This is a genomic window from Micromonospora sp. NPDC049559 (assembly GCF_040676675.1).
In the GTDB taxonomy this organism is placed as follows: domain Bacteria; phylum Actinomycetota; class Actinomycetes; order Mycobacteriales; family Micromonosporaceae; genus JBFAPK01.
In genome coordinates this window covers 89,288-108,404 of record NZ_JBFAPK010000004.1, presented here as the reverse complement: position 1 = coordinate 108,404, position 19,117 = coordinate 89,288, and the positions used below count along the sequence as shown (strand labels likewise).

Here is a 19,117-nt window from a genome sequence, read left to right as displayed (position 1 = left end):
CCTCGGGTCAATCCTGTACGGCACCGGGCCGGCCCTCCTCCACCACGAAGGAGGCGAGGGTACGCACGTCGGCGTCCGGGCTGGTGACCTGCCCGCGCCAGCCCTCGGTGCGTACCGCCCGGACGTCGGTCCGCCACAGGCCGCGTTCGAGCCGGCAGAGCAGGTATCCCCGGTCGTACCCGGCGAAGTAGCGGATGTGCGGGGACTCGGGCAGCACCAGCGTCCGCATGGCGACCTCCTCCTCGGCGGTGGATCCGCGACTGGCGATCGCCGCGCCGGTGAACTCGGTGGCGACGGTCGCCGAGCCGGGGTCGTCGAAGTCGAGCTTCAGGTCGCTGACCAGGTTGACGTGGATGTCCCCGGAGAGCATGACCGGATTGCGTACGCCCCGCTCGACGAGCGCGCCCAGCAGCCGCGACCGGCTCAGCGGGTAGCCGTCCCACTTGTCCGGGTCGAAGCCCTGGCCGGGACCGGGCTGGTAGTCCAGTCGCGCCATCAGCACCTGGGCGGTGGTCACGTTCCACCGGGCCGGCGAGGTGGCGAGCGAGTCCAGCAGCCAGGACTCCTGGGCGGGGCCGAGCATGTCGCCGTCGCCCCGGTGGCTGCGGGTGTCGGTGACGTGGAAGCGGACCAGGTCGCCGACGGTGAGCCGCCGGTAGAGCCGGAAGTCGGGGCCGGGGCGGGCGGCGGCCCGCAGCGGCAGGTGCTCGTAGTACGCCTGGCGGGCGGCGGCCAGCCGCGCCGCGAAGGCGGGATCGGCGGGGAGACCACCGGCCCAGTTCGGCGCCACCTCGTGGTCGTCCCAGGTCAACGCCCAGGGCGCGGCGGCGTGCGCCTGCTGCAACTGCGGGTCGGTCTTGTAGAGCGCGTGGCGCAGCCGGTACTGCTCCAGCGTGTACGGCTCGGCGCGTACCGGCTCGGGCGGCAGCTCGGCGCGGGCGTAGCCGGGGGTGTCCGGGGTGCCGGCGGCGGAGATTTCCCCCTCGTAGATGTAGTCACCGAGGTGCAGGACCAGGTCGACGTCGTCGGCGGCGACGTGCCGGTACGCGGCGTAGTAGCCGTTCTGCCAGTCCTGACAGGACGCCACGGCGAAGCGGTACGCCGCCGGCGACGAGTCGTACCCGGGCAGGGTGGCGGTACGCCCCGGCGGGCTGAGCCGGGTGCCGACCCGGAAGCGGTAGTGGTATTCGCGCCCCGGCGCCAGACCGGTTAGCTCGACGTGGATCGCGTGCGCCGACTCGGGTACCGCCGTCTCGACCCCGCTGCGGACGATCCGGCCGAACCGCGCGTCCTCGGCGACCTGCCACTGCACCGGTACCGGCCGGGCCGGCATCCCGCCCGCCGGCTCGAACGGTCTCGGCGCGAGCCGGGTCCAGAGCACGAAGCCGTCCGGTGCGGGGTCGCCGGAGGCGACGCCCAGGGTGAAGAGCTCTTCCGGCAGCCGCGCGCGGGCCGGCGCCGGCCGACCGGTCGCCGTGACGAGGCCGGCGGTCGCGGCGGCGACGAGCGCGCCCCGCCGGGTCAGTTTCATGGTCATCGCCGGGAACCATAGCGGCACCATCTAGATAGCGCAACAACCTAGTCGGGCCGCGGTACGACCCGACCCTGAGGCTCGGGTCGAGGTCGAGGTCGAGGGTTGGTCGGCGGCCGGTCGAGGGTCGGCCCGCCGAGGCCGACGTCGGTCGGCGGCCGGTCCAGGATGGGTCGAGAGTTTGGCGAACGCGCCCGTCAGGCGCCGCGCCGCCAGGCGTCGAGGACGCGGTCGATGTCGGCGCGGATGCGCTCCCGGGCTTCGGCGCGGGCGACGCCCGACATCAGCAGGCCGTCGTACTCGGTGTCCTCGTGCCGGATCGAGGCGATCACGGCCCGCGTCATCGCGTCCTGCTGGACCGCCCGGCCGGCGGCGGAACGGCCGACCCGGCCGCTGCCCCGCAGCCCGGTGTGCGCGGCGATGGCCTCGGCGCGGGGCCGGGGGCAGCCCGGGAAGAGCCGCAGGATCTCCTCGGCCATCTGGGCCATCAGCTCGACGTCCTGGTGCGCCCGGAGCTCCCGGTCCCGCTCGCGGCGGCGCAGCCGGGCCTCCTCGTCGCCCAGGCACTGCCGCTCCGCGGCCTCCAGCGCGGCCGGCTCGACCAGCAGCCCGAGCCGGTCGTACCGCTTGCGGGAGCGGTTGAAGCGCTGCACCACCGCGGAGAGGGTGCTCGCCTTCTTGGCCCGGCGGGTCAGCGCGGCGTCCCCGGCCGGCAGGAAGACCAGGTGGTCCAGGTCGGTACAGGCCAGGCAGAGGGTCTGCTCGTGCTCCGAGACGAGCAGCTCGCCGGTGTCGCCGCACTCCGCGCAGGTCCAGTCCCGTACCGCCGAGAAGACCACCAGGTCGGGCGGGGCGCTCTGCCGCTGGATCAGCCGGTCGCGGGCGGCGTCGGAGAGCGCGGGCGAGGTCCACTTTGTCCGGTACGCCCGCTCGACGGCCGGGTCGCCGTCGGCCGTGAAGCGCAGCGGGTGCCGGTCGCGGGTGGCCGAGACGTAGGGCACCTCGGCCGGCCGCAGCCCCTCGGCCCGGGCCCAGCGCTCGAAGATCGCCCGCGCCTCGGCCAGCCGCGCGGGCGGCACCGCGGCCTTCTGTTCCAGGTACGCGACCCTGCCCCGCTCCCAGTCGTCGACGAAGGTGCCGGGCAGCCAGTCCATCCGGTGGAAGACCTCGACCGGTCCGACCGAGCGGTGCCGGGCCAGCACGGCCTGGGCGGCGGCGATCACCCGCCGCTCCAGCCGCGATCCGGCGGGCTGCGGCGGTACCGGGGCGGAGACGTCACGCACAACCCGGGAGGATAGCCAGCCGCCCGAACCCGCCCGGCCATCGACACGGTGGGCGGGACGGTCAGCCGGCCAAGGCCAGGAACGGTAGGGCGCGGGTGAGCACCTCCGCCGAGCGGTCCCAGCCGCCCTTGTGATCGGCGCCGGGAATCGAGAAGAACTCGATGCCGGTGCTGGCGGCGAAGGCGCGCATCGGCTCGTGCCACGGGTCGGCGGTGCCCGCGTACATCAGGGTCGGCACGCCGGCCGACGCCAACTCCGCGTGCAGGCCGGGTTGGCGGGCGAAGGCGTCGTAGTTCGCCCGGAAGGCGGCGCGGTCGCCGGCCCCGATCAGGGCGGCCTGGTACGGGTCGGCGCACGCCCCCTGCTTCATGATCTCGTACGCGTCGACGTCCCCGGGCAGTCCGAGCGTCCGAATCGCCTGGTCCACCGCCGACCGGAACCCGCCGATCGGATCGAAGGCCCCCGCGACGAGGCGGGTCAACCGCTCGGGGGCGTACGCGGCGACCGCGTAACCGGTCATCGCCCCCAGCGAATACCCCCAGAACGCGGCCCGGGCGACGCCGACGTCGTCGAGTACCGCCGTGACGTAGTCGACCCGGCGCGACAGCGTGTACGCCTCGACCTCGTGCGGCGCGTCACTGTCGCCAAGGCCGAGCGGATCGATGGCGATCACCGTGTGGTTGGCGGCCAGGACAGCCGTGTAGCCGCTGTGGGCCCAGTGCGCGCCGTCCTGGAACATGCCCGGATGGAGCACCAGCGGGTCCCCGTCCCCGGAGACCTCGTAGTGAACCTTGTAACCATTGCTGCGCGCGACCGGCACTGACCGCTCCTCGTCCGTGATGACTCTTCGATCCTCCTGGTACCGGCCGAAGTGGGCGCCTACCAGGAACGTTACGCCTTGTAACAGCAGCCATTCTGGGCCAGTATGGGTCGCGCCCGAAAGGAGGCACTTTCTTGTCGCAACGGCACACTGCTGTTACAGACCAGGCCACGGCCGCCGTGGCGGCAGACCCCTCCGGCGAGACCTGCGCGCTGCGCGAGGTGCTCGCGTTGATCGGCGACAAGTGGAGCGCCCAGGTGCTGGTGCAACTCGGTACCGGCCCACGCCGCTTCACCGAGTTGGAACGGACGATCGAGGGCATCAGCCGGCGGATGCTGACCCTGAGTCTGCGCAACCTGGAGCGCAACGGGCTGGTCCTCCGCACCGTCTATCCGGACTCGCCACCCCGGGTCGAGTACGCCACCACACCCCTGATCGAGGAGATCATCGAGCCGCTGGAGGCGCTGGCGGACTGGGCCAAGCGCAGCAGGCCCGCCGTTGCCGCCGCCCGCCGAGCCTACGACGACCGACAGTTCGCGGTGGCCCGGCAATGATCGAGCGGACGGGGCGGACCGTGGACCGGGTGGAGTACGCGCGGACGGCGGGCGGGATCCGGCTGGCGTACGAGGTGGCCGGCGCGGGCGATCCGCCGCTGGTCTTCGTACACGGGTGGTGCGGCGACCGGGGCTCGTTCGCGCCGCAGCTCGCCCACTTCGCCCGCCGGCACGCGGTCGCGGCGCTGGATCTGCGCGGGCACGGCGCCAGCGACCGGCCCGAGCCGGACGACGGGACGTACGACGTGCCGGCGTTCGCCGACGACGTGCTGGCAGTCGCCGCGGCGGCGGGTTTCGTCCGGCCGGTCGTGGTCGGGCACAGCCTCGGCGGGCTCGTCGCGCTCGCCTGCGCGGCCCGCCCGGGCGCGGTACGGGCCGCGGTGCTGGTCGACCCGGCCCCGGTCCGCAACGAGCGGGCCAAGGGCTACTTCGCCCGCTCGGCGCCGGAGGTGGCCGTCGACGCCGACGCCTCGTGGCGCACCGCCTTCGCCGAGCGGCTCTTCCTGGCCACCGACACCGCCGCGCGGGACGAGGTGCTGGCGGGCATGGGCCGCGTACCGCCGGCCGTCGCGGCGGCGGCGATGCGCGGCATGGCCGAGTTCGACGGCGGTTCCGCGCTGGACGCGGCGAGCGTGCCGCTGCTGATCCTGCACGCCGACACGGTCGAGCGCGGCCTGCGCGACGGGCGGCCGTACGTGACGACGGGCCAGACCGTCGGCGCCGGGCACTTCGCCCACCGCGAGGTACCGGACCAGGTCAACGCGATGATCGAACGCTTCCTCGCGGTCCGGCTCGGCTGAACCGCCGGCCGGCCGGAGCGCGCCGGGTCGGTTGAGGGTGCCGGCCGCTCGCGGACGTTGTCGTACCCGGGCGGCAGGATTCCCCCGTGGACGACGACGCGTTGGCGGTCCTGCGCCGGGAGTTCGACGCCGAGGAGGGCAGCTTCCTGCTCGGGCTGCGCGGCCGGTTGGAGTGGGACCGGGATGCCTTCCGGCGGCTGGAGCGGGCGATGCGCGCGGCCTGCGTACGCCAGCAGGGGCGAGAGGTCTTCGAACGCTGGCTGGCCGAGGGTTTCTACGAGGTCAGCCACTTCGTCCCGGACTGGACGGGGCACCCCAACTTTCCCCGGCCGCAGCCGCGGGAGTACTACGAGGACTGTCTCGAACGCGTCGCCGACCTGGCCGACTGGTTCTTCCGGGGCGAGCACGCCTACCAGGAGCCGCACGAGTGGCCCGAGCTGTAGGACGAAGCCGCCGATCTCCACGCCGGGCCGGAAGGTCTTCCGGGCCCCGATGATCACCTCACGCCGGTCGCGGAACGTGCGGATGTTCCGCGCCACGACCGTGGCGGAGCCGGGAAAGCCCGGCGCGCCACGGCCGTGACGGAGTCGGGAGGTCAGTGGGCCCCGGCCGCGCCGGCGTCCGACGTGTCGAGCAGTTCCAGCCGGCCGGTCCGGGCCACGAGCAGGAGCAGCCCGGACGCGAGGGCCATCGCGCCGAGCATCGTGCCCGCCATGCCCACGCTGCCGCTGCCGAGCGCGCCCACCACCGGCGAGGAGACGGCACCGACCCCGAACTGCAACGCCCCGAGCAGCGCGGCGGCCGTACCGGCGGCCTCGCCGTAGCCGGCCAACGCCAGCGCCGGGGCGTTCGGCAGGGCCAGCCCGCAGGCGGTGAGCACGGCCCAGAGGCAGACCAGCAGAGCCCACATCCCGCCCACCCCGGTCGCCGCGACGGCGAAGAGGGCGGCCGCGGCCAGCATGCCGGCGAGCAGCGCGGAGCCGAGGATCTGCTGCGGCCGGTAGCGCCGCAGCAGTCGTACGTTCAGCTGGGTGGCGCCGATCAGGCCGACCGCGCCGCTGCTGAAGACCAGCGCGAACTGCTGCTGGCTGAGCCCGTACTCCTCCTGGAAGACGAAGGAGGAGCCGGAGACGTACGCGAAGAGCGCCGACATGGCCAGCCCGGCGACGAAGACCAGGCCCAGGTAGATCGGGTCGCGCAGCAGCGCGCGATAGACCCGCAGCGTGCCGAGCACGCCGTCGCTGCGCCGACGCTCCGGCGGCAGCGACTCGCGCAGCCCGAAGACCGCCACGCCGATCAGCGCCAGCCCGAGCACCGCGAGGGCCACGAAGACCCCGCGCCAGTTGGTGTAGCGAAGCAGGGCGCCGCCGAGGCTGGGCGCCAGCACCGGCGCGACGCCCATGACCAGGATCAGCCGGGACAGCAGCCGGGCGGCGGCCGTACCGGAGGTCAGGTCGCGGACCATCGCCACCGCGATCACCGAGGCCGCCGCGGCGCCCAGCCCCTGGAGCACGCGCGCCGCGCCCAACACCAGGATGTTCGGGGCGACCAGGCAGAGCAGCGAGGCGAGCACGTGCACGGCCGTGCCGGCGAGCAGCGGGCGGCGGCGACCCACCGCGTCGGAGAGGGGGCCGAGGAAGAGCTGCCCCAGGCCGAGGCCGGCCAGCGTACCGGTCAACGTCAGCTGCGCCGCCGTGTCGGTGGTACGGAGGTCGCCGGCGATGGTCGGCAGGGCGGGCAGGTACGTGTCGATGGTCAGCGGCCCGAGCGCGATCAGCGCGCCGAGCACCAGTACGAGCCGCAGGTGGCTCTGGGGGGCCGCCGCCCCGCCCGGCTCGCGCAGCAGCGGCGTGACCGGCTGCCGTAACGAGTCCACGGGTTCCTGGACACTGGTCATGTCGCCCCTTTCTCGGGCATCCGGGCCGGCGAGGAGAGCGGCACCCGACGTAGCAAACGGCAACAAGACCCATCGGCGCGAACGCATTCCCAGCTTCGGCCGGCATGTTGTGGATCACATTCCGTCCTGGTGAACGACCCGTTACCCCCGGCGGCTCCCACAGGTGGGTACCACCCGACCCCGGCTACGACCAACGCGCCTGGGACGAAGAGGTGCGCCAGCACAAGGAGAAGCACCCCCGGAACGAGGGTCCCACCAGAGCGGTCAGGGCTTGACCGCCCGCGTGGCGAAGTAGCCGGGCAGCCAGCCGGCGGTGGCGTCGGAGTGGTGCGGCGCCTCCTCGAACCCGACGACGGCGAAGCCGGCGGCGAGCTGGCCGCCGATCTGCTCGGCCATGCTGTGGCTGTACTCCAGGGGTGCGTCGGCGCCCCACAGGCGTTCGCGCTCCTCGGCCGGTACGTGCGTCAGGTCGCTGTACGGCAGCCGGTGACGCACCACCAGTTCGCCGCGCTCGTCCATCGCCGCCTGGTCGAAGAGGTAGACGTCGGGGTTGAGGAAACCGCAGAGCAGCGTCCCGCCCGGGCGCAACACCCGGAAGCACTCCCGCCAGACCGGGGCGAGTTCGGGGACGAACAGGTTCGAGACCGGGTTGAAGACCAGGTCGAAGGAGGAGTCGGCGAAGACCGACAGGTCGCGCATGTCGCCGAGGACGGTACGCAGCTCCAGGCCGTCCCGTCGGGCAACCAGCTCGTCCTGGGCGAGCTGTCGCGGCGAGTTGTCGAAGACCGTGACCCGCGCGCCCGCGGCGGCGAGCGTCGGGCCCTGCTGGCCGCCACCGGAGGCGAGGCAGAGCACGTCGACACCGGCGAGGTCGGCCGGGAACCAGGACCGGTCGACGGCCTGGTAGCCGATGAGCACCACGGACCAGTCTCCCGCGCGCGCCCTGGCGACGGTCTCCGGGGAGACCGGACGCGACCACTCGTTGCCCCGCTCGACCTGCCGGTCCCAGGCTTGCCGGTTGTGCGCCACCGGATCGATGTCCACCGGCACACGCTACCGCCCGGGTACGCGGATCCCCTCGGGGTTTTCGCCGACGCGCGCCGGCGGTCCGGTTGTCCGGCGAAGGGCGCGCCGGGAGGCGTCGGCGGCGGACCGCCCGGGCTGAGGTCGCTCCCGGTTTGCCCGGGTACGCCCCGGGTAAGCCCGCACGTGCGTCAGGGACCTCTCGCGAAGAGCTACCCGGGGGCGGTGGCCCTCGTCGTCTGTTCGCTGGTCCCGTACCTGGTCCTGACGGTGGCCGTCCTTCCGCTCGGGGAACTCGTCGCCGCGAGCCTGGGCATCTCCCGCGCCACGTTGCAGGTGGCCGTCAGCCTCTCCGCCGGGGCGTACGCCGTCGGCACGCTGCTGGCCGCGCAGTTCGCCATGCACCTCCCGCCGCGACGGATGCTCGTCGTCTACGAGGGCTGTTTCCTCGTCGCGTCCGTGCTCGCGGCCGCGGCCCCCAACGCGACGGTGTTCATCCCGGCCTTCATCGCCCAGGGGCTGCTGACCAGCCTGATGCTGATCGCCGCGCTGCCCCCGCTGGTCACCTCCTGGCCGGCCCGCAAGATGCCGGTGAGCGCCGGCATCCTGAACCTCTGCATCTTCGGCGCGGTGGCCGTGGGCCCGACCGTCGGCGCGCTGCAGGCCGACGCGCACGGCTGGCGCTGGCTGTTCTGGGCCGTCGCGGCGATCGCCGGCCTGGCGCTGCTCTTCTCCGTGTTGACCTTCCGCGACCTACCACCGCAGGACCCCGGCGCGCCCTGGGACTTCGTGGCGCTGGGGCTCGGTGTCGTGGGCTGCGGCGCGGCCTTCTACGGCGCCGGCCAGCTCCAGGCCGGCATGCGGGCCGACGCGCGGTCGCTGGTCCCCCTGATCGTGGGGGCCGCGCTGATCGTGTGCCTGGTGGTCTACGAGTACCGGTTGCCCAACCCGTTCGTACCGGTCCGGGCGCTCGCCTCCTCGGTGCCCCTCGCGGGGATCTTCGCGGCGCTCACCACCAGTGCCGCCGCGTTCGGCGCCATGGAGCTGCTCCTGACGGTGCTGCGTACCGAGAGCACGCCGCTCACCGCCGCGCTTGTCTTCCTCCCCGAGTTCGTCGCCGCGATCGCGGTCGCGACGCTGTTCGCGGCGCTGTTCCGGACCCGGTTCACCCCGGTGCTGACCGCCTTCGGGATGCTGATGGTGGCGGCCGCGACGGTGCTGCTGGTGGTCGCGCTCCCGCAGGTCGGTCCCGCCCTCCCGGCGGCCACCGGCCTGATCGGGCTGGGCGTGGCGGCGGCCGTCTCCCCGGCCCTCTTCCTGGCGGGGCTCTCCCTGCGGGCGAACATGCTGCAGCGGGTCTTCGCCCTGATCGAGCTGCTGCGGGCCGTGACCGCCTTCCTGACCGCCCCGATCCTGATCTTCCTCGCCGGGGCCCTCGGCGGTGACCAGACGTCCGGTACCCGGGGCGCGCTCTGGATCTGTCTCGCCATCACGGTGGTCGGGTTCGTCGGCGGGATCGCGCTGTACCTGTCGGGCCGCCTCCGGTTGGTGACGCCGGACCTGGAGCGCTGGCAGGGCCGCGGGGAGCCCGCCTGGGAGTCACCGCCGCTGTTCAGCGCCCTGCCCCGCCGTCGGCCCTGACGGCACCGGTACGCCCGGTACGCCCACACCGCCCGGTACACCCGGTACGCCCGTCGCCGCCGGGCGCGGACCCGGCGGCGCGGCCGGCCGGCCCACCGGTTCGCCGGGTGCGGCGTCCGGTGGGCCGGCCGTGTTGCCGGAGTTACCTCGTGGTGTAGGCGTCGACGACGGTCTGCGTGTAGGTGTGCCCGTCCCGGTCGCGGAAGTCGGCCTTGAACGAGACGGTGCCGCCGGCCGGCGGATTCGCGACGGTGACCTCCCCGCCGTGGACCTTCAGCCGCTGCCAGGTGGCGCCGTGGTCGTAGGAGGCGTAGACCGTGAGTGAGGCCAGCCGCCAGGAGTCGGTCGAGCCCTGCACGGTGACCTTCACGTCGTCGCGGACTCCGGCCGTCGCGGTGCCGTCGGCGGCCAGGTCGGGGGCGTAGCGGACGACGCCGACCGGGATGCGCGTGGCCGCGGCGGTGCGCGCCGAGGTGAACGTCGCGCTCCAGGTGACCTTCCCGCTGCCCGTGGAGACGCCGCTCGCGGTCCGGTCGGCGGTGGTGACCAGCTGGTACGTGGCCCGGTCCGCCGGCAGGTCGAATCCGATGGCGTCGAGGATGTCGCTCGCCCTCGCGTACTCCCGGCCGTTGCGGTAGAGGACGGTGGACGAGAGCGTGGCGTCGTACCGGCTCTTACCGTCGTGTCCCGCGCCGTCGGCGAAGGGGTTGACGGCGCCGGTGAGTCGGTTGCCGTCCCTGGTCAGACCGGCCGGGGCGCCGGTGATCGCGTCCGGTGCCAGCGCGGGCCCGAAGACGGGGGCGTTCCAGTACTCCTGGTACGTGTGCCCGGCCCGGTAGTAGCGGAACGGTTCGGCGTACGCGGCCTCCGCCGCGCCGAAGCGCTGCTCGAACGTCCGCTGCCAACGCTGGTTGCCCGTCAGGTACACCGTCGTGGTCGACGGCAGGTCGGGGGCGTGGTAGGCGGCCGGTGCCTTGATGGCGGGTGTGGAGATGAGGTACGCCCAGCGGTTGGGCTTGGTGGCGCCGGCGTGGACCGTCAGCCGGGCCAGGTCGGCCAGGCGCGGGTGCAGCACCACGCCGGTGTAGAAGCCCTCGGTGACATCGGTCAGGTGGTAGGACGTACCGGTGTCGGGGTTCGCGAAGGTGGCGATGAGGGTGGTGTACGCGGTGCCACGCGGCGGGGTCGGACCGACCCACCGGGTCCGGTGTCCCTGCGGCATGTCGCTGAGGTAGTTGCTCACCGGGTTGCTGCCGTCCTTGCCGGTGAGCGTGTAGTAGGCGTTGCCCAGTTGGGCGCCGGCGTCGGGGGGCCGGATGTCCATCGGTCGGGTGGTGCGGGCGTCCACGGGGATGGTGGTGTCGGCGGTCAGGCGCATCTCGGGCGCGCCCACCCGGTCGTCGCCCACGTAGACCTGGGTCTCCGGGTCGATCAACGGCACCTCGCCGAGCACGGTGTAGGTGCCCTTGGGCAGCCGCAGCCGCGCGGTGCCGCCGTCGCCGGAGACCTCCGTCATGAAGCCGCGCGCGAAGTCGTACACCCAGCCGTACCACTCGTCCTGGTCCGGAATGGAGCCGTCGCGGGCGGTCGCCTTGAAGGTGAGGTCGTACATCTCACCCTCCCGGTTGACGGCGCCGACGGTCCGTACGCTCCGACCGGCACCGGTCGCCGTGACGGCGAGGTCGTAGACGCCCTCGATGCTTCCGCCGATCCGGGTGTCGGCCGTCACCTCGACCGAGGCGGTGCCGTTCGCGGGCACGGTCAGCTGGGTGGCGGAGAGGGTGAAGAACCCGTCGGGGGTCGGGGTTCCGTCCGGGCCGGTGCCCTGTGCGGCCAGTTCCAGGGTGAGCGGGGCGGCGCCCAGGTTGCGGTAGGTCAGCGTCCTGGTCATCGGCGCGTCGTCGGCGTGCGGCCAGAGCGCGGCGCCGAAGCTGAGCGACGCCGGCTCGGCGAGGACGTCCTGGGTGATGGCGTGCGCCACGTCGACCCGCCCGCTGCCGCCCTGCATGGGGCGGTACGCGCCCGGCTTCGCCGAGCCGACGAGCGCCGCCTTGAGCCGCGCCGGACCCCAGTCCGGGTGCTGCTGCGCCAGCAGCGCGGCAGAACCGGCCACGTGCGGGGTGGCCATCGAGGTTCCCGGCATCGTCAGATAGCCCGGCGCGGGGTGTGGCAGGGTGCCGTCGAGCTGGCTGCCGGTGGCCGCCGCGGCGGTGATGTCCACGCCGGGAGCGGTCAGGTCGGGCTTCAGCGCGCTGTCGCCGACGCGGGGACCGCGGGAGGAGAACTCGGCCAGCGCGTCGGTCCGGTCGACCGCGCCGACGGTGAGCGCCGCGTCCGCGCTGGCCGGGGTGCCGACCGTGGCGTCGAACGGACCGGAGTTGCCCGCGGCGACGACAAACAGCGCCCGGTCGGAGAGGCGGTTCACCGCCTCCTCCAGCGGGTCGAGGCCGGGCTGGTCGGGGCCGCCCAGGGACATGTTGACCACCTTGGCGCCCTGGTCGACCGCCCACTGCATGCCCGCGATGATCGAGGACTCGGTGCCCGCGCCCCGGTCGTTCATCACCTTGCCGTTGAGCAGTCGCACGCCGGGGGCGACCCCCCGGTACTTGCCGTCCGACCGGGCCCCGGTGCCGGCCAGGATGGACGCCACGTGGGTGCCGTGGCCGTAGTGGTCCAGCGCGTCGGCCGTGTCGGTGAAGTTCGCCGAGGCGACGACCTGGGGAGCCAGGTCCGGGTGGGTGGTGTCGATGCCGCTGTCGAGGACGGCGACCTTCACGCCGGCGCCGTCGTACCCGGCCGCCCACGCCGCCGGTGCGCCGATCTGGGGCACGCTCACGTCGAGCGACGCCCGCACCACGCCGTCCAGCCGGATCCCGGTCACGCCCGGTGCGAGGGTGCGGCCTCGGGCCGAGGGCCGGGTCAGGGACGACCACGCGGACGCGGCCCGCTCCTCGGGTACGGTCAGCGCCTCGGCGTTCACCGACCGCAGGTCGGCGCGTACGTCCGCGCCGCTGTTGGCGCGCAGCGTGCTACGGGCGGCCGACCGCTGGGCGGCGCCGTCGGCGTACCGGACGATCACCGGTACGCCGCCGCCGGTGAGCTGCTGGTAGGCCGGGTCGGTCAACCCGGTGACGTCGAAGAGCCGCCGGTCCAGTTGGCCAGCGGAGATCAACGCGCTCGTGTCGGCCGGGAGGACGTACGAGTGGCCCTTGAGTTCGGTCATGGTCACCGGGATCGACTCCCGACCCTTCGCGGGCCGGAAGCCCACCGCCTTGCCGCCCGCGTCGACCCGGACGACGTCGCCGGTGACCAGGGTCACCTCCCGCCCGGACATCGGGTTCACCGGTGCCGCGGGTGCGCCCGGGGAGGTCGGCTGAGCCGCGACCGCGGCTCCCGAGTGGAGGGTGAGGACGAGGGCGGTGGCGGCGATCAACGCCGTTCCCTGCCGCGGTCTACGGGGCATGCGGTCTCCTGCCGTACGCCAGGGCCGACTCCCCGGCGAGGGGAGCCGGCGCCTGCCCGAGGGATAACGTGCGCACGCCAGCATGGATGATCATGAGTGCCGCGGGAAGTGACGTCCGTCACTACACAGAGAAAGTGCAGGTGGCGGGCGGTCGGGCGGAGTCCGCCGGGCTACCCCGCCTCGGCGCCGAGCAACGGCAGGCACGGGGCGAGCCCCTCGATCGTCACGGGAACCGTCCGGTGCCGCTCCCAGGACTCACGGGTGAGGCGGAACCGGTGCAGGATCGCGAGGGCGCCGCGTACCTCGTACCGATCGGTGCCGTCCGGTTGGTAACCGAGCTTGCGGGAGATCACCTGCGAGGCCGGGTTGTGCGCGAAGGCGGTGGAGACCGCCGCCTCGGCGCCGAGCCCGGCGAAGGCGAGATGCAGTACGGCGGCCCGCATCTCCGTGCCGATGCCCTGCCCCTGGAACCGTTGCCCCAGCCACGAGCCGGTCGCCACCTCCCGCCTGACCCGCAGGTTCCGGGCCCCGACGCTCTGCATCCCGACGACGACGCCGTCGGCGAACACGCTGAGGTTCAGCGCCCAGTCGTCCGGTGTGGAGCTACCCAGGTGGCGCCAGTGGTGCTGTACCACGCTCCGGGCTCGCTCGGCGGGCGCCTGGTCGGTCCACGGTTCGGAGAACGGCATGACGTCCGGGGGGTGGATGCCCTCGGCGGCGAGGTCGGCCAGGGCGCTCAACTCTTCCGGCGCGGGCAGGCGCAGCTCGAGCCGGGGCGTGGTCAGTCGCAGCGCCAGCATCGGATAGTGATCGACAAGCATGCCCAATCTTGGCCGCCGATCGGCCGCGCCGCAGAGCATTTTCGCGCCGGCGGGGCCGCGACGGGCGGTGCGGAGGGCCCGGCGGTGCGGAGAGGGCCGTGCTGGCGGGTGGCCCCCTCCGCGGGTCCGTGCTCCGGGCTCAGGCCGGGCGGAGCCAGAAGGTGAGGCCCAGCTCCTCGTCCTCGTGCGGCTTCGCCTCCCACCCGGGCTCCCCCGGCTCGAAGCTGGTGGCCAGCACCTCGTCGGCGACGAGGTCGCGATGCTCCGCCAGCGCCGCCGCCGTCTCGTCGACGGTGGCGACGTAGCGCAGCTCGATGCGGTCGGAGACCTCCAGGCCGCTGGACTTGCGGGCCTCCTGGATCAGCCGGATCGCGTCCCGGGCCAGGCCGGCCCGGCGCAGCTCGGGCGTCAGGTGTAGGTCCAGCGCCAGGGTCGCGCCGGCCTCCGAGGCGACCGCCCAACCCTCGCGCGGCGTCTCGGTGATGAAGACCTCGTCCGCGTTCAGCTCGACCGGCTCGCCGTTGACCAGCACCGTCGCCGTACCGGCGGCGAGGTCTCGCTTGAGCGCGGCCGCGTCGGCGGCGGCGATCGCCTTGGCGACGTCCTGCACGGCCTTGCCGAAGCGCTTGCCGAGCGGCCGGAAGTTCGCCTTGGCGCTGGTGTCGACGAGCGAGTCGCCGGAGGCGGAGACCGGCAGCACGGTGGCCACGTTGAGTTCGGCGGCGATCTCGGCGATCAACTCCGGGCCGAGCGTGTCGAAGCCCTGGGCCGAGGCGAGCGAGCGTGCCAGCGGCTGGCGGGTCTTCACGCCCGACTCGGCGCGGGCCGTACGGCCCAGCTCGACCAGGCGCCGGACCAGGGCCATCCGCTCGCCGAGGCCGGCGTCGACCAGGGTCTCGTCGGGCTCGGGGTAGGCCGCCAGGTGCACCGACCGGGCCGCCGCCGGCTCCACCGGTACGACCAGGTCCTGCCACACCTTCTCGGTGACGAACGGGGTGATCGGGGCGAGCAGCAGGGTCACCGTGCGCAGCGCCTCGTGCAGGGTGGCCAGGGCGGCCGGGTCGCCGCGCCAGAACCGGCGGCGGCTGCGGCGGACGTACCAGTTGGAGAGGTCGTCGACGTAGGCGGCGAGCAGCCGGCCGGTCTCCTGGGTGTCGAACGCGGCCATCGCCTCGTCGACCCGGCGCACGAGGACGTTCAGCTCGGAGAGCACCCAGCGGTCGAGGATCGGCCGGTCCGCCGGCGCCGGGTCCGCCGCGGAGGGGGCCCAGTTCGCCGTACGCCCGTAGAGCGCCTGGAAGGCGACCGTGTTCCAGTACGTCATCAGCGTCTTGCGGACGACCTCCTGGAGCGTGCCGTGCCCGACCCGGCGGGCCGCCCACGGCGAGCCGGCCGCGGCCATGTACCAGCGGACCGCGTCGGCGCCGTGCTGCTCCAGCAGCGGGATCGGTTCGAGGATGTTGCCCAGGTGCTTGGACATCTTGCGGCCGTCCTCGGCCAGGATGTGCCCGAGGCAGACCACGTTCTCGTACGCGGAGCGGTCGAAGACCAGCGTGCCGACGGCCATCAGGGTGTAGAACCAGCCGCGGGTCTGGTCGATCGCCTCGCAGATGAACTGGGCCGGGTAGCTGCGCTCGAACAGCTCCTTGTTCCGGTGCGGGTAGCCGAACTGGGCGAACGGCATCGCGCCCGAGTCGTACCAGGCGTCGATCACGTCGGGGACGCGGGTGGCGGTGGCGCCGCAGTGGCAGGCGAAGGTGACCTCGTCGATGAAGGGCCGGTGCGGGTCCAGGTCGGTCAGGTCGCGGCCGGCCAGCTCGCCCAGCTCGGCCAGCGAGCCGACGCAGGTGAGGTGCCCCTCGGGGCAGCGCCAGATGGGCAGCGGCGTGCCCCAGTAGCGGGCCCGCGACAGCGCCCAGTCGACGTTGTTGGTGAGCCAGTCACCGTACCGGCCGTGCTTGATCGTCTCGGGGTGCCAGTTGGTGCGCTCGTTCTCCCGCAGCAGCCGGTCCCGGACGGCCGTGGTACGGATGTACCAGGACGGCTGCGCGTAGTAGATCAGCGGCGTGTGGCAGCGCCAGCAGTGCGGGTAGTTGTGCTCGTACCGCAGCTCGCGGAAGAGCAGGCCCCGGGCCTGCAGCTCGGCGACGAGCGTGGCGTCGGCGGCCTTGAAGAACATCCCGCCGACCAGCGGCACCTCGGGCGCGAACGTGCCGTCCGGGCGCACCGGGTTGACCATCGGCAGCCCGTACGCCCGGCAGCTGGCCAGGTCGTCCGCGCCGAACGCGGGCGACTGGTGCACCAGCCCGGTACCGCTGTCGGTGGTGACGTAGGTGGCGAGGATGACGAAGTGCGCGTCCGGCACGTCGACCAGGTCGAACGGGCGCCGGTAGGTCCAGCGCTCCAGCTCCTTGCCGGTGAAGGTCTGGCCGGTGCGGGTCCAGCCCTCGCCGAGCGCCTCCTCCACCAGCGGGTCGGCGACCACGATCCGCTCGGCACCGTCGGTGGCCACCACGTACGTGACGTCGGGGTGCACCGCGACGGCCGTGTTCGAGACCAGCGTCCACGGGGTGGTGGTCCAGACCAGCAGCGACGCCTCCCCCGCGAGGGGCCCCGAGGTGAGCGGGAACCGGACGTAGACCGACGGGTCGACGTCCCGCTCGTACCCCTGGTCCAGCTCGTGCGAGGAGAGCGCGGTCTGGTCGCGGGGGCACCAGGGCGCCACCCGGAAGTCCTCGACCAGCAGGCCCTTGTCGAAGATCTGCTTGAGCGACCACCAGACCGACTCGACGTAGCCGGGGTCCATGGTCCGGTACGCGCCGTCCATGTCCACCCAGTAGCCCATGCGCTCGGTCAGCTGCGCGAACGCGTCGGTGTGCCGGGTGACCGACTCGCGGCACCTGGCGTTGAACGCGGCGATGCCGTACGCCTCGATGTCCTGCTTGCCGGTGAAGCCGAGCTCCTTCTCGACAGCCAGCTCGACCGGCAGCCCGTGGCAGTCCCAGCCGGCCTTGCGCGGGACGTGGAAGCCCTTCATCGTCTTGTAGCGCGGGAAGAGATCCTTGAAGACGCGCGCCTCGATGTGGTGCGTGCCGGGCATCCCGTTCGCGGTCGGCGGCCCCTCGTAGAAGATCCAGTCGGGCCGCCCCTCGCTCTGTTCGAGGCTGCGCGCGAAGACGCCGTTGGTGTGCCAGAAGTCCAGGACCTCGTGGTCGAGGGCGGGCAGGTCCACCTGGGCCGGTACGGGCCGGTACATCGTTTCCTCCGTCGGGTCCACTCACCAACGGAGGGACGAGGCCGTCGGCCCCGCGGTACCACCCTCCTTGGCCGCGTACGCCACCCGCGGCCCACTCACTTCGGTGCGACCGGTTCTACTCGGCTCCGGGGAGCCTTTCTTCCGGCGGCTCCGGGGTGATCTTCGCGCCGCGCACACCCCCGGGCTTCCACCGTCCCCGGGTCGCTCCTGGCTGCGTGCGGCGTTACTCGTCCCCATCAACGCCTTCGCGCGGCCGATAGTACACACCGCCGGGGTTTCCGGCTCGGGCGCGCCGGTGGCGCCCGCCCGGAATGCGGCGCGGACGACCGGTATGACGCGATCTGGGCGGTACCCACGGGTCGGGCGGCGCGGCTCCTCGGCCAGCTCACCCACCGCCACGGAACCGACGAGGTGGGCGCGGTGGCCGACTTCCCGCCCGCCCGGCTTCCCGCGCTCTCTCGACTCTCAGCACATCACGTCGATGGCCGCCTTGACGACGCCTCCATGACACCCGGCTCCTCTCCCATCATCAGCCAATCGGCGATCGCGTCAAGGGCTTCGGTGCCAACGCTTGCCACCTTTCCGCCATGAGATGCAACATGATCAATAAATTCGCCAGGCAGATTCACGTGATACGTACTCACGTAATACGCCAAGCTTCCCGGCCAAATCCACTCACCATCCGTCAGGACAGCAGCAGACCCACTAATCATCTTCACGTCCTCATTCAACCTGTCATCTTCCCAGCCGGGGGATGAAAGGACGACGGCACCTTGCCGCAGGTAATCTGTCACCGACGGTTCCCAGCTGTGCGCCACGTCCGCTGTCGCACCAGCGATTTCCTCGGCGGAGCCAAAAAAGCCAACACGTTTCATCAAAGTTCTCCCATCACCGGCCACCTCCGGGCCGAAAATCCCACCAGCCCCACCCGTGACCGGTGACCCTTCAGGGGCACCGTCGGGCCCAAAAGCTCATCCCGCCATTTCGGTAGACGTACAGGTAACCATCGGGCGCGAGGACATGCACGCCAAGCTCATCCGCCCCGCTACCCGCGCTGGGAACGGGTCACGGACTCGGCGACGTCGACTGACCGGCAGTCGGCGAGGTCAGGGTTTGCGGGCGACGCCGGCCCAGTAGTAGGCCGTGTACGGGTCGGCCGGCGGCTCGCCGTCGGGGCGCCAGGACATGACCGGCACCAGGCCCGGCTCGACCATCTCCCACCCCTCGAAGTAGCGCTCCACGTGCGCGCGGGGGCGCGGTACCAGCGTGGCGCCCGTGCGGGTGGCGGCGGCCACGGCGGCGTTCACCTGGTCGGCGTTGAAGTCGGGGGTGGCGTGGGTGATCGCGACGTAGCTGCCGGACGGCAGCCGGTCCATCAGGGCGCGCACCTTGCCCACCGGGTCGTCGGCGTCGGCGACCAGCATGAGGATCGCCAGCAGCGTCATCGCCACGGGCTGGTCCAGGTCGAGCGTGTCGCCGAGGGCCGCGAGGATGCTCTCCGGCTCGCGCAGGTCGGCGTGCACGTAGCTGCTCCGCCCCTCGGGCGTACTGACCATGAGCGCGCGGGCGTGGGCCAGCACGATCGGGTCGTTGTCGACGTAGACCACCCGGGTCTCGGGGGCCAACTCCTGGGCGACCTCGTGCAGGTTCGGCCGGGTGGGGATGCCGGTGCCGATGTCGAGGAACTGGCGGATGCCGGCGTGCCGCACCAGGTAGCGGGTGACCCGGTGGACGAATCGGCGGTTCTCACCGGCCATGGTGCGCAGGTGGGGTATCGCCTCGATCATCGCCGCGCCGACGGCGCGGTCGACCGCGAAGTTGTCCTTGCCGCCGAGCCACCAGTCGTACACGCGGGCGGCGTGCGGCACCGTGGTGTCGATCGCGGAGGCCGGACGCTCCTGCGGGGCACCGCTACCGCTGCGCGACACATCGTCTCCCTCCGCCGCGTATCGAACGCCGGCAGCTTACCCGACCGTCGATGTTGGACCTCGGCCGTCCGGGCGGCGCCCCCCGCGCCGAGGGTGCCGC

At 73.0% G+C, this 19,117-nt stretch carries 14 protein-coding genes; 4 read left to right on the top strand and 10 right to left on the bottom strand.

Annotated elements, in window-relative coordinates:
* Window positions 1-7: 7 nt before the first annotated feature.
* The 3 genes from AB0J86_RS07745 to AB0J86_RS07735 form a co-directional block, all read right to left on the bottom strand.
* Complete coding sequence (locus AB0J86_RS07745; protein ID WP_363854153.1) at window positions 8-1,537, bottom strand: alkaline phosphatase D family protein; 1,530 nt, start codon at window positions 1,535-1,537, stop codon at window positions 8-10.
* Between the two features lie 191 nt (window positions 1,538-1,728).
* Window positions 1,729-2,814: a DUF2293 domain-containing protein gene (locus tag AB0J86_RS07740; RefSeq protein WP_363854150.1), complete on the bottom strand. Its 1,086-nt coding sequence runs from the start codon at window positions 2,812-2,814 to the stop codon at window positions 1,729-1,731.
* 61 nt (window positions 2,815-2,875) lie between these two features.
* Window positions 2,876-3,634, bottom strand: a complete 759-nt coding sequence (locus AB0J86_RS07735; RefSeq protein ID WP_363854147.1) for an alpha/beta hydrolase — start codon at window positions 3,632-3,634, stop codon at window positions 2,876-2,878.
* A 179-nt stretch (window positions 3,635-3,813) separates the two neighbouring features.
* On the opposite strand from AB0J86_RS07735, the gene AB0J86_RS07730 reads away from it, so the two are divergent.
* The 3 genes from AB0J86_RS07730 to AB0J86_RS07720 all read left to right on the top strand — a co-directional run bounded on the left by AB0J86_RS07730 (window position 3,814) and on the right by AB0J86_RS07720 (window position 5,431).
* Window positions 3,814-4,188, top strand: a complete 375-nt coding sequence (locus AB0J86_RS07730) for a helix-turn-helix domain-containing protein (protein ID WP_363854758.1) — start codon at window positions 3,814-3,816, stop codon at window positions 4,186-4,188.
* Window positions 4,185-4,988, top strand: coding sequence for an alpha/beta hydrolase (locus AB0J86_RS07725; protein WP_363854144.1), 804 nt, complete (start codon window positions 4,185-4,187; stop codon window positions 4,986-4,988). Before AB0J86_RS07730 ends, AB0J86_RS07725 begins: the two co-directional genes overlap by 4 nt.
* An 86-nt stretch (window positions 4,989-5,074) precedes the next feature.
* A complete protein-coding gene (locus AB0J86_RS07720; RefSeq protein WP_363854141.1) occupies window positions 5,075-5,431 on the top strand; it encodes a hypothetical protein in 357 nt (118 codons plus the stop codon).
* 152 nt (window positions 5,432-5,583) lie between these two features.
* Here AB0J86_RS07720 and AB0J86_RS07715 read toward each other — a convergent pair whose 3' ends face one another.
* Together AB0J86_RS07715 and AB0J86_RS07710 are read right to left on the bottom strand one after the other, a co-directional pair.
* Complete coding sequence (locus AB0J86_RS07715; protein ID WP_363854139.1) at window positions 5,584-6,885, bottom strand: multidrug effflux MFS transporter; 1,302 nt, start codon at window positions 6,883-6,885, stop codon at window positions 5,584-5,586.
* A 264-nt stretch (window positions 6,886-7,149) separates the two neighbouring features.
* On the bottom strand, window positions 7,150-7,929 hold the full coding sequence (locus tag AB0J86_RS07710; RefSeq protein WP_363854136.1) for a methyltransferase domain-containing protein: 780 nt from the start codon (window positions 7,927-7,929) through the stop codon (window positions 7,150-7,152).
* A 165-nt stretch (window positions 7,930-8,094) separates the two neighbouring features.
* Between AB0J86_RS07710 and AB0J86_RS07705 the strand changes: the two genes are divergently transcribed.
* On the top strand, window positions 8,095-9,549 hold the full coding sequence (locus tag AB0J86_RS07705; RefSeq protein ID WP_363854134.1) for an MFS transporter: 1,455 nt from the start codon (window positions 8,095-8,097) through the stop codon (window positions 9,547-9,549).
* 142 nt (window positions 9,550-9,691) lie between these two features.
* Here AB0J86_RS07705 and AB0J86_RS07700 read toward each other — a convergent pair whose 3' ends face one another.
* From AB0J86_RS07700 to AB0J86_RS07680, 5 genes are all read right to left on the bottom strand, one after another.
* On the bottom strand, window positions 9,692-13,012 hold the full coding sequence (locus AB0J86_RS07700; protein ID WP_363854131.1) for a S8 family peptidase: 3,321 nt from the start codon (window positions 13,010-13,012) through the stop codon (window positions 9,692-9,694).
* A 170-nt stretch (window positions 13,013-13,182) separates the two neighbouring features.
* Window positions 13,183-13,833, bottom strand: a complete 651-nt coding sequence (locus AB0J86_RS07695; RefSeq protein WP_363854129.1) for a GNAT family protein — start codon at window positions 13,831-13,833, stop codon at window positions 13,183-13,185.
* 139 nt (window positions 13,834-13,972) lie between these two features.
* Entirely contained in the window at window positions 13,973-17,089 is a 3,117-nt protein-coding gene (gene ileS / locus AB0J86_RS07690) for an isoleucine--tRNA ligase (protein WP_363854127.1), read from the bottom strand.
* Window positions 17,090-17,562: 473 nt separating this feature from the next.
* Window positions 17,563-17,964: a hypothetical protein gene (locus AB0J86_RS07685; protein ID WP_363854125.1), complete on the bottom strand. Its 402-nt coding sequence runs from the start codon at window positions 17,962-17,964 to the stop codon at window positions 17,563-17,565.
* A 231-nt stretch (window positions 17,965-18,195) separates the two neighbouring features.
* Window positions 18,196-19,017, bottom strand: a complete 822-nt coding sequence (locus AB0J86_RS07680; RefSeq protein ID WP_363854122.1) for an SAM-dependent methyltransferase — start codon at window positions 19,015-19,017, stop codon at window positions 18,196-18,198.
* Window positions 19,018-19,117: the final 100 nt, after the last annotated feature.

What these genes read in the sequence shown, in the direction of transcription:
- AB0J86_RS07745 (WP_363854153.1), bottom strand. Translation starts at nt 1,537, where the DNA reads ATGACCATGAAACTGACCCGGCGGGGCGCGCTCGTCGCCGCCGCGACC.
- AB0J86_RS07725 (WP_363854144.1), top strand. Translation starts at nt 4,185, where the DNA reads ATGATCGAGCGGACGGGGCGGACCGTGGACCGGGTGGAGTACGCGCGG.
- AB0J86_RS07715 (WP_363854139.1), bottom strand. Translation starts at nt 6,885, where the DNA reads ATGACCAGTGTCCAGGAACCCGTGGACTCGTTACGGCAGCCGGTCACG.
- AB0J86_RS07700 (WP_363854131.1), bottom strand. Translation starts at nt 13,012, where the DNA reads ATGCCCCGTAGACCGCGGCAGGGAACGGCGTTGATCGCCGCCACCGCC.
- AB0J86_RS07695 (WP_363854129.1), bottom strand. Translation starts at nt 13,833, where the DNA reads ATGCTTGTCGATCACTATCCGATGCTGGCGCTGCGACTGACCACGCCC.
- ileS (WP_363854127.1), bottom strand. Translation starts at nt 17,089, where the DNA reads ATGTACCGGCCCGTACCGGCCCAGGTGGACCTGCCCGCCCTCGACCAC.
- AB0J86_RS07685 (WP_363854125.1), bottom strand. Translation starts at nt 17,964, where the DNA reads ATGAAACGTGTTGGCTTTTTTGGCTCCGCCGAGGAAATCGCTGGTGCG.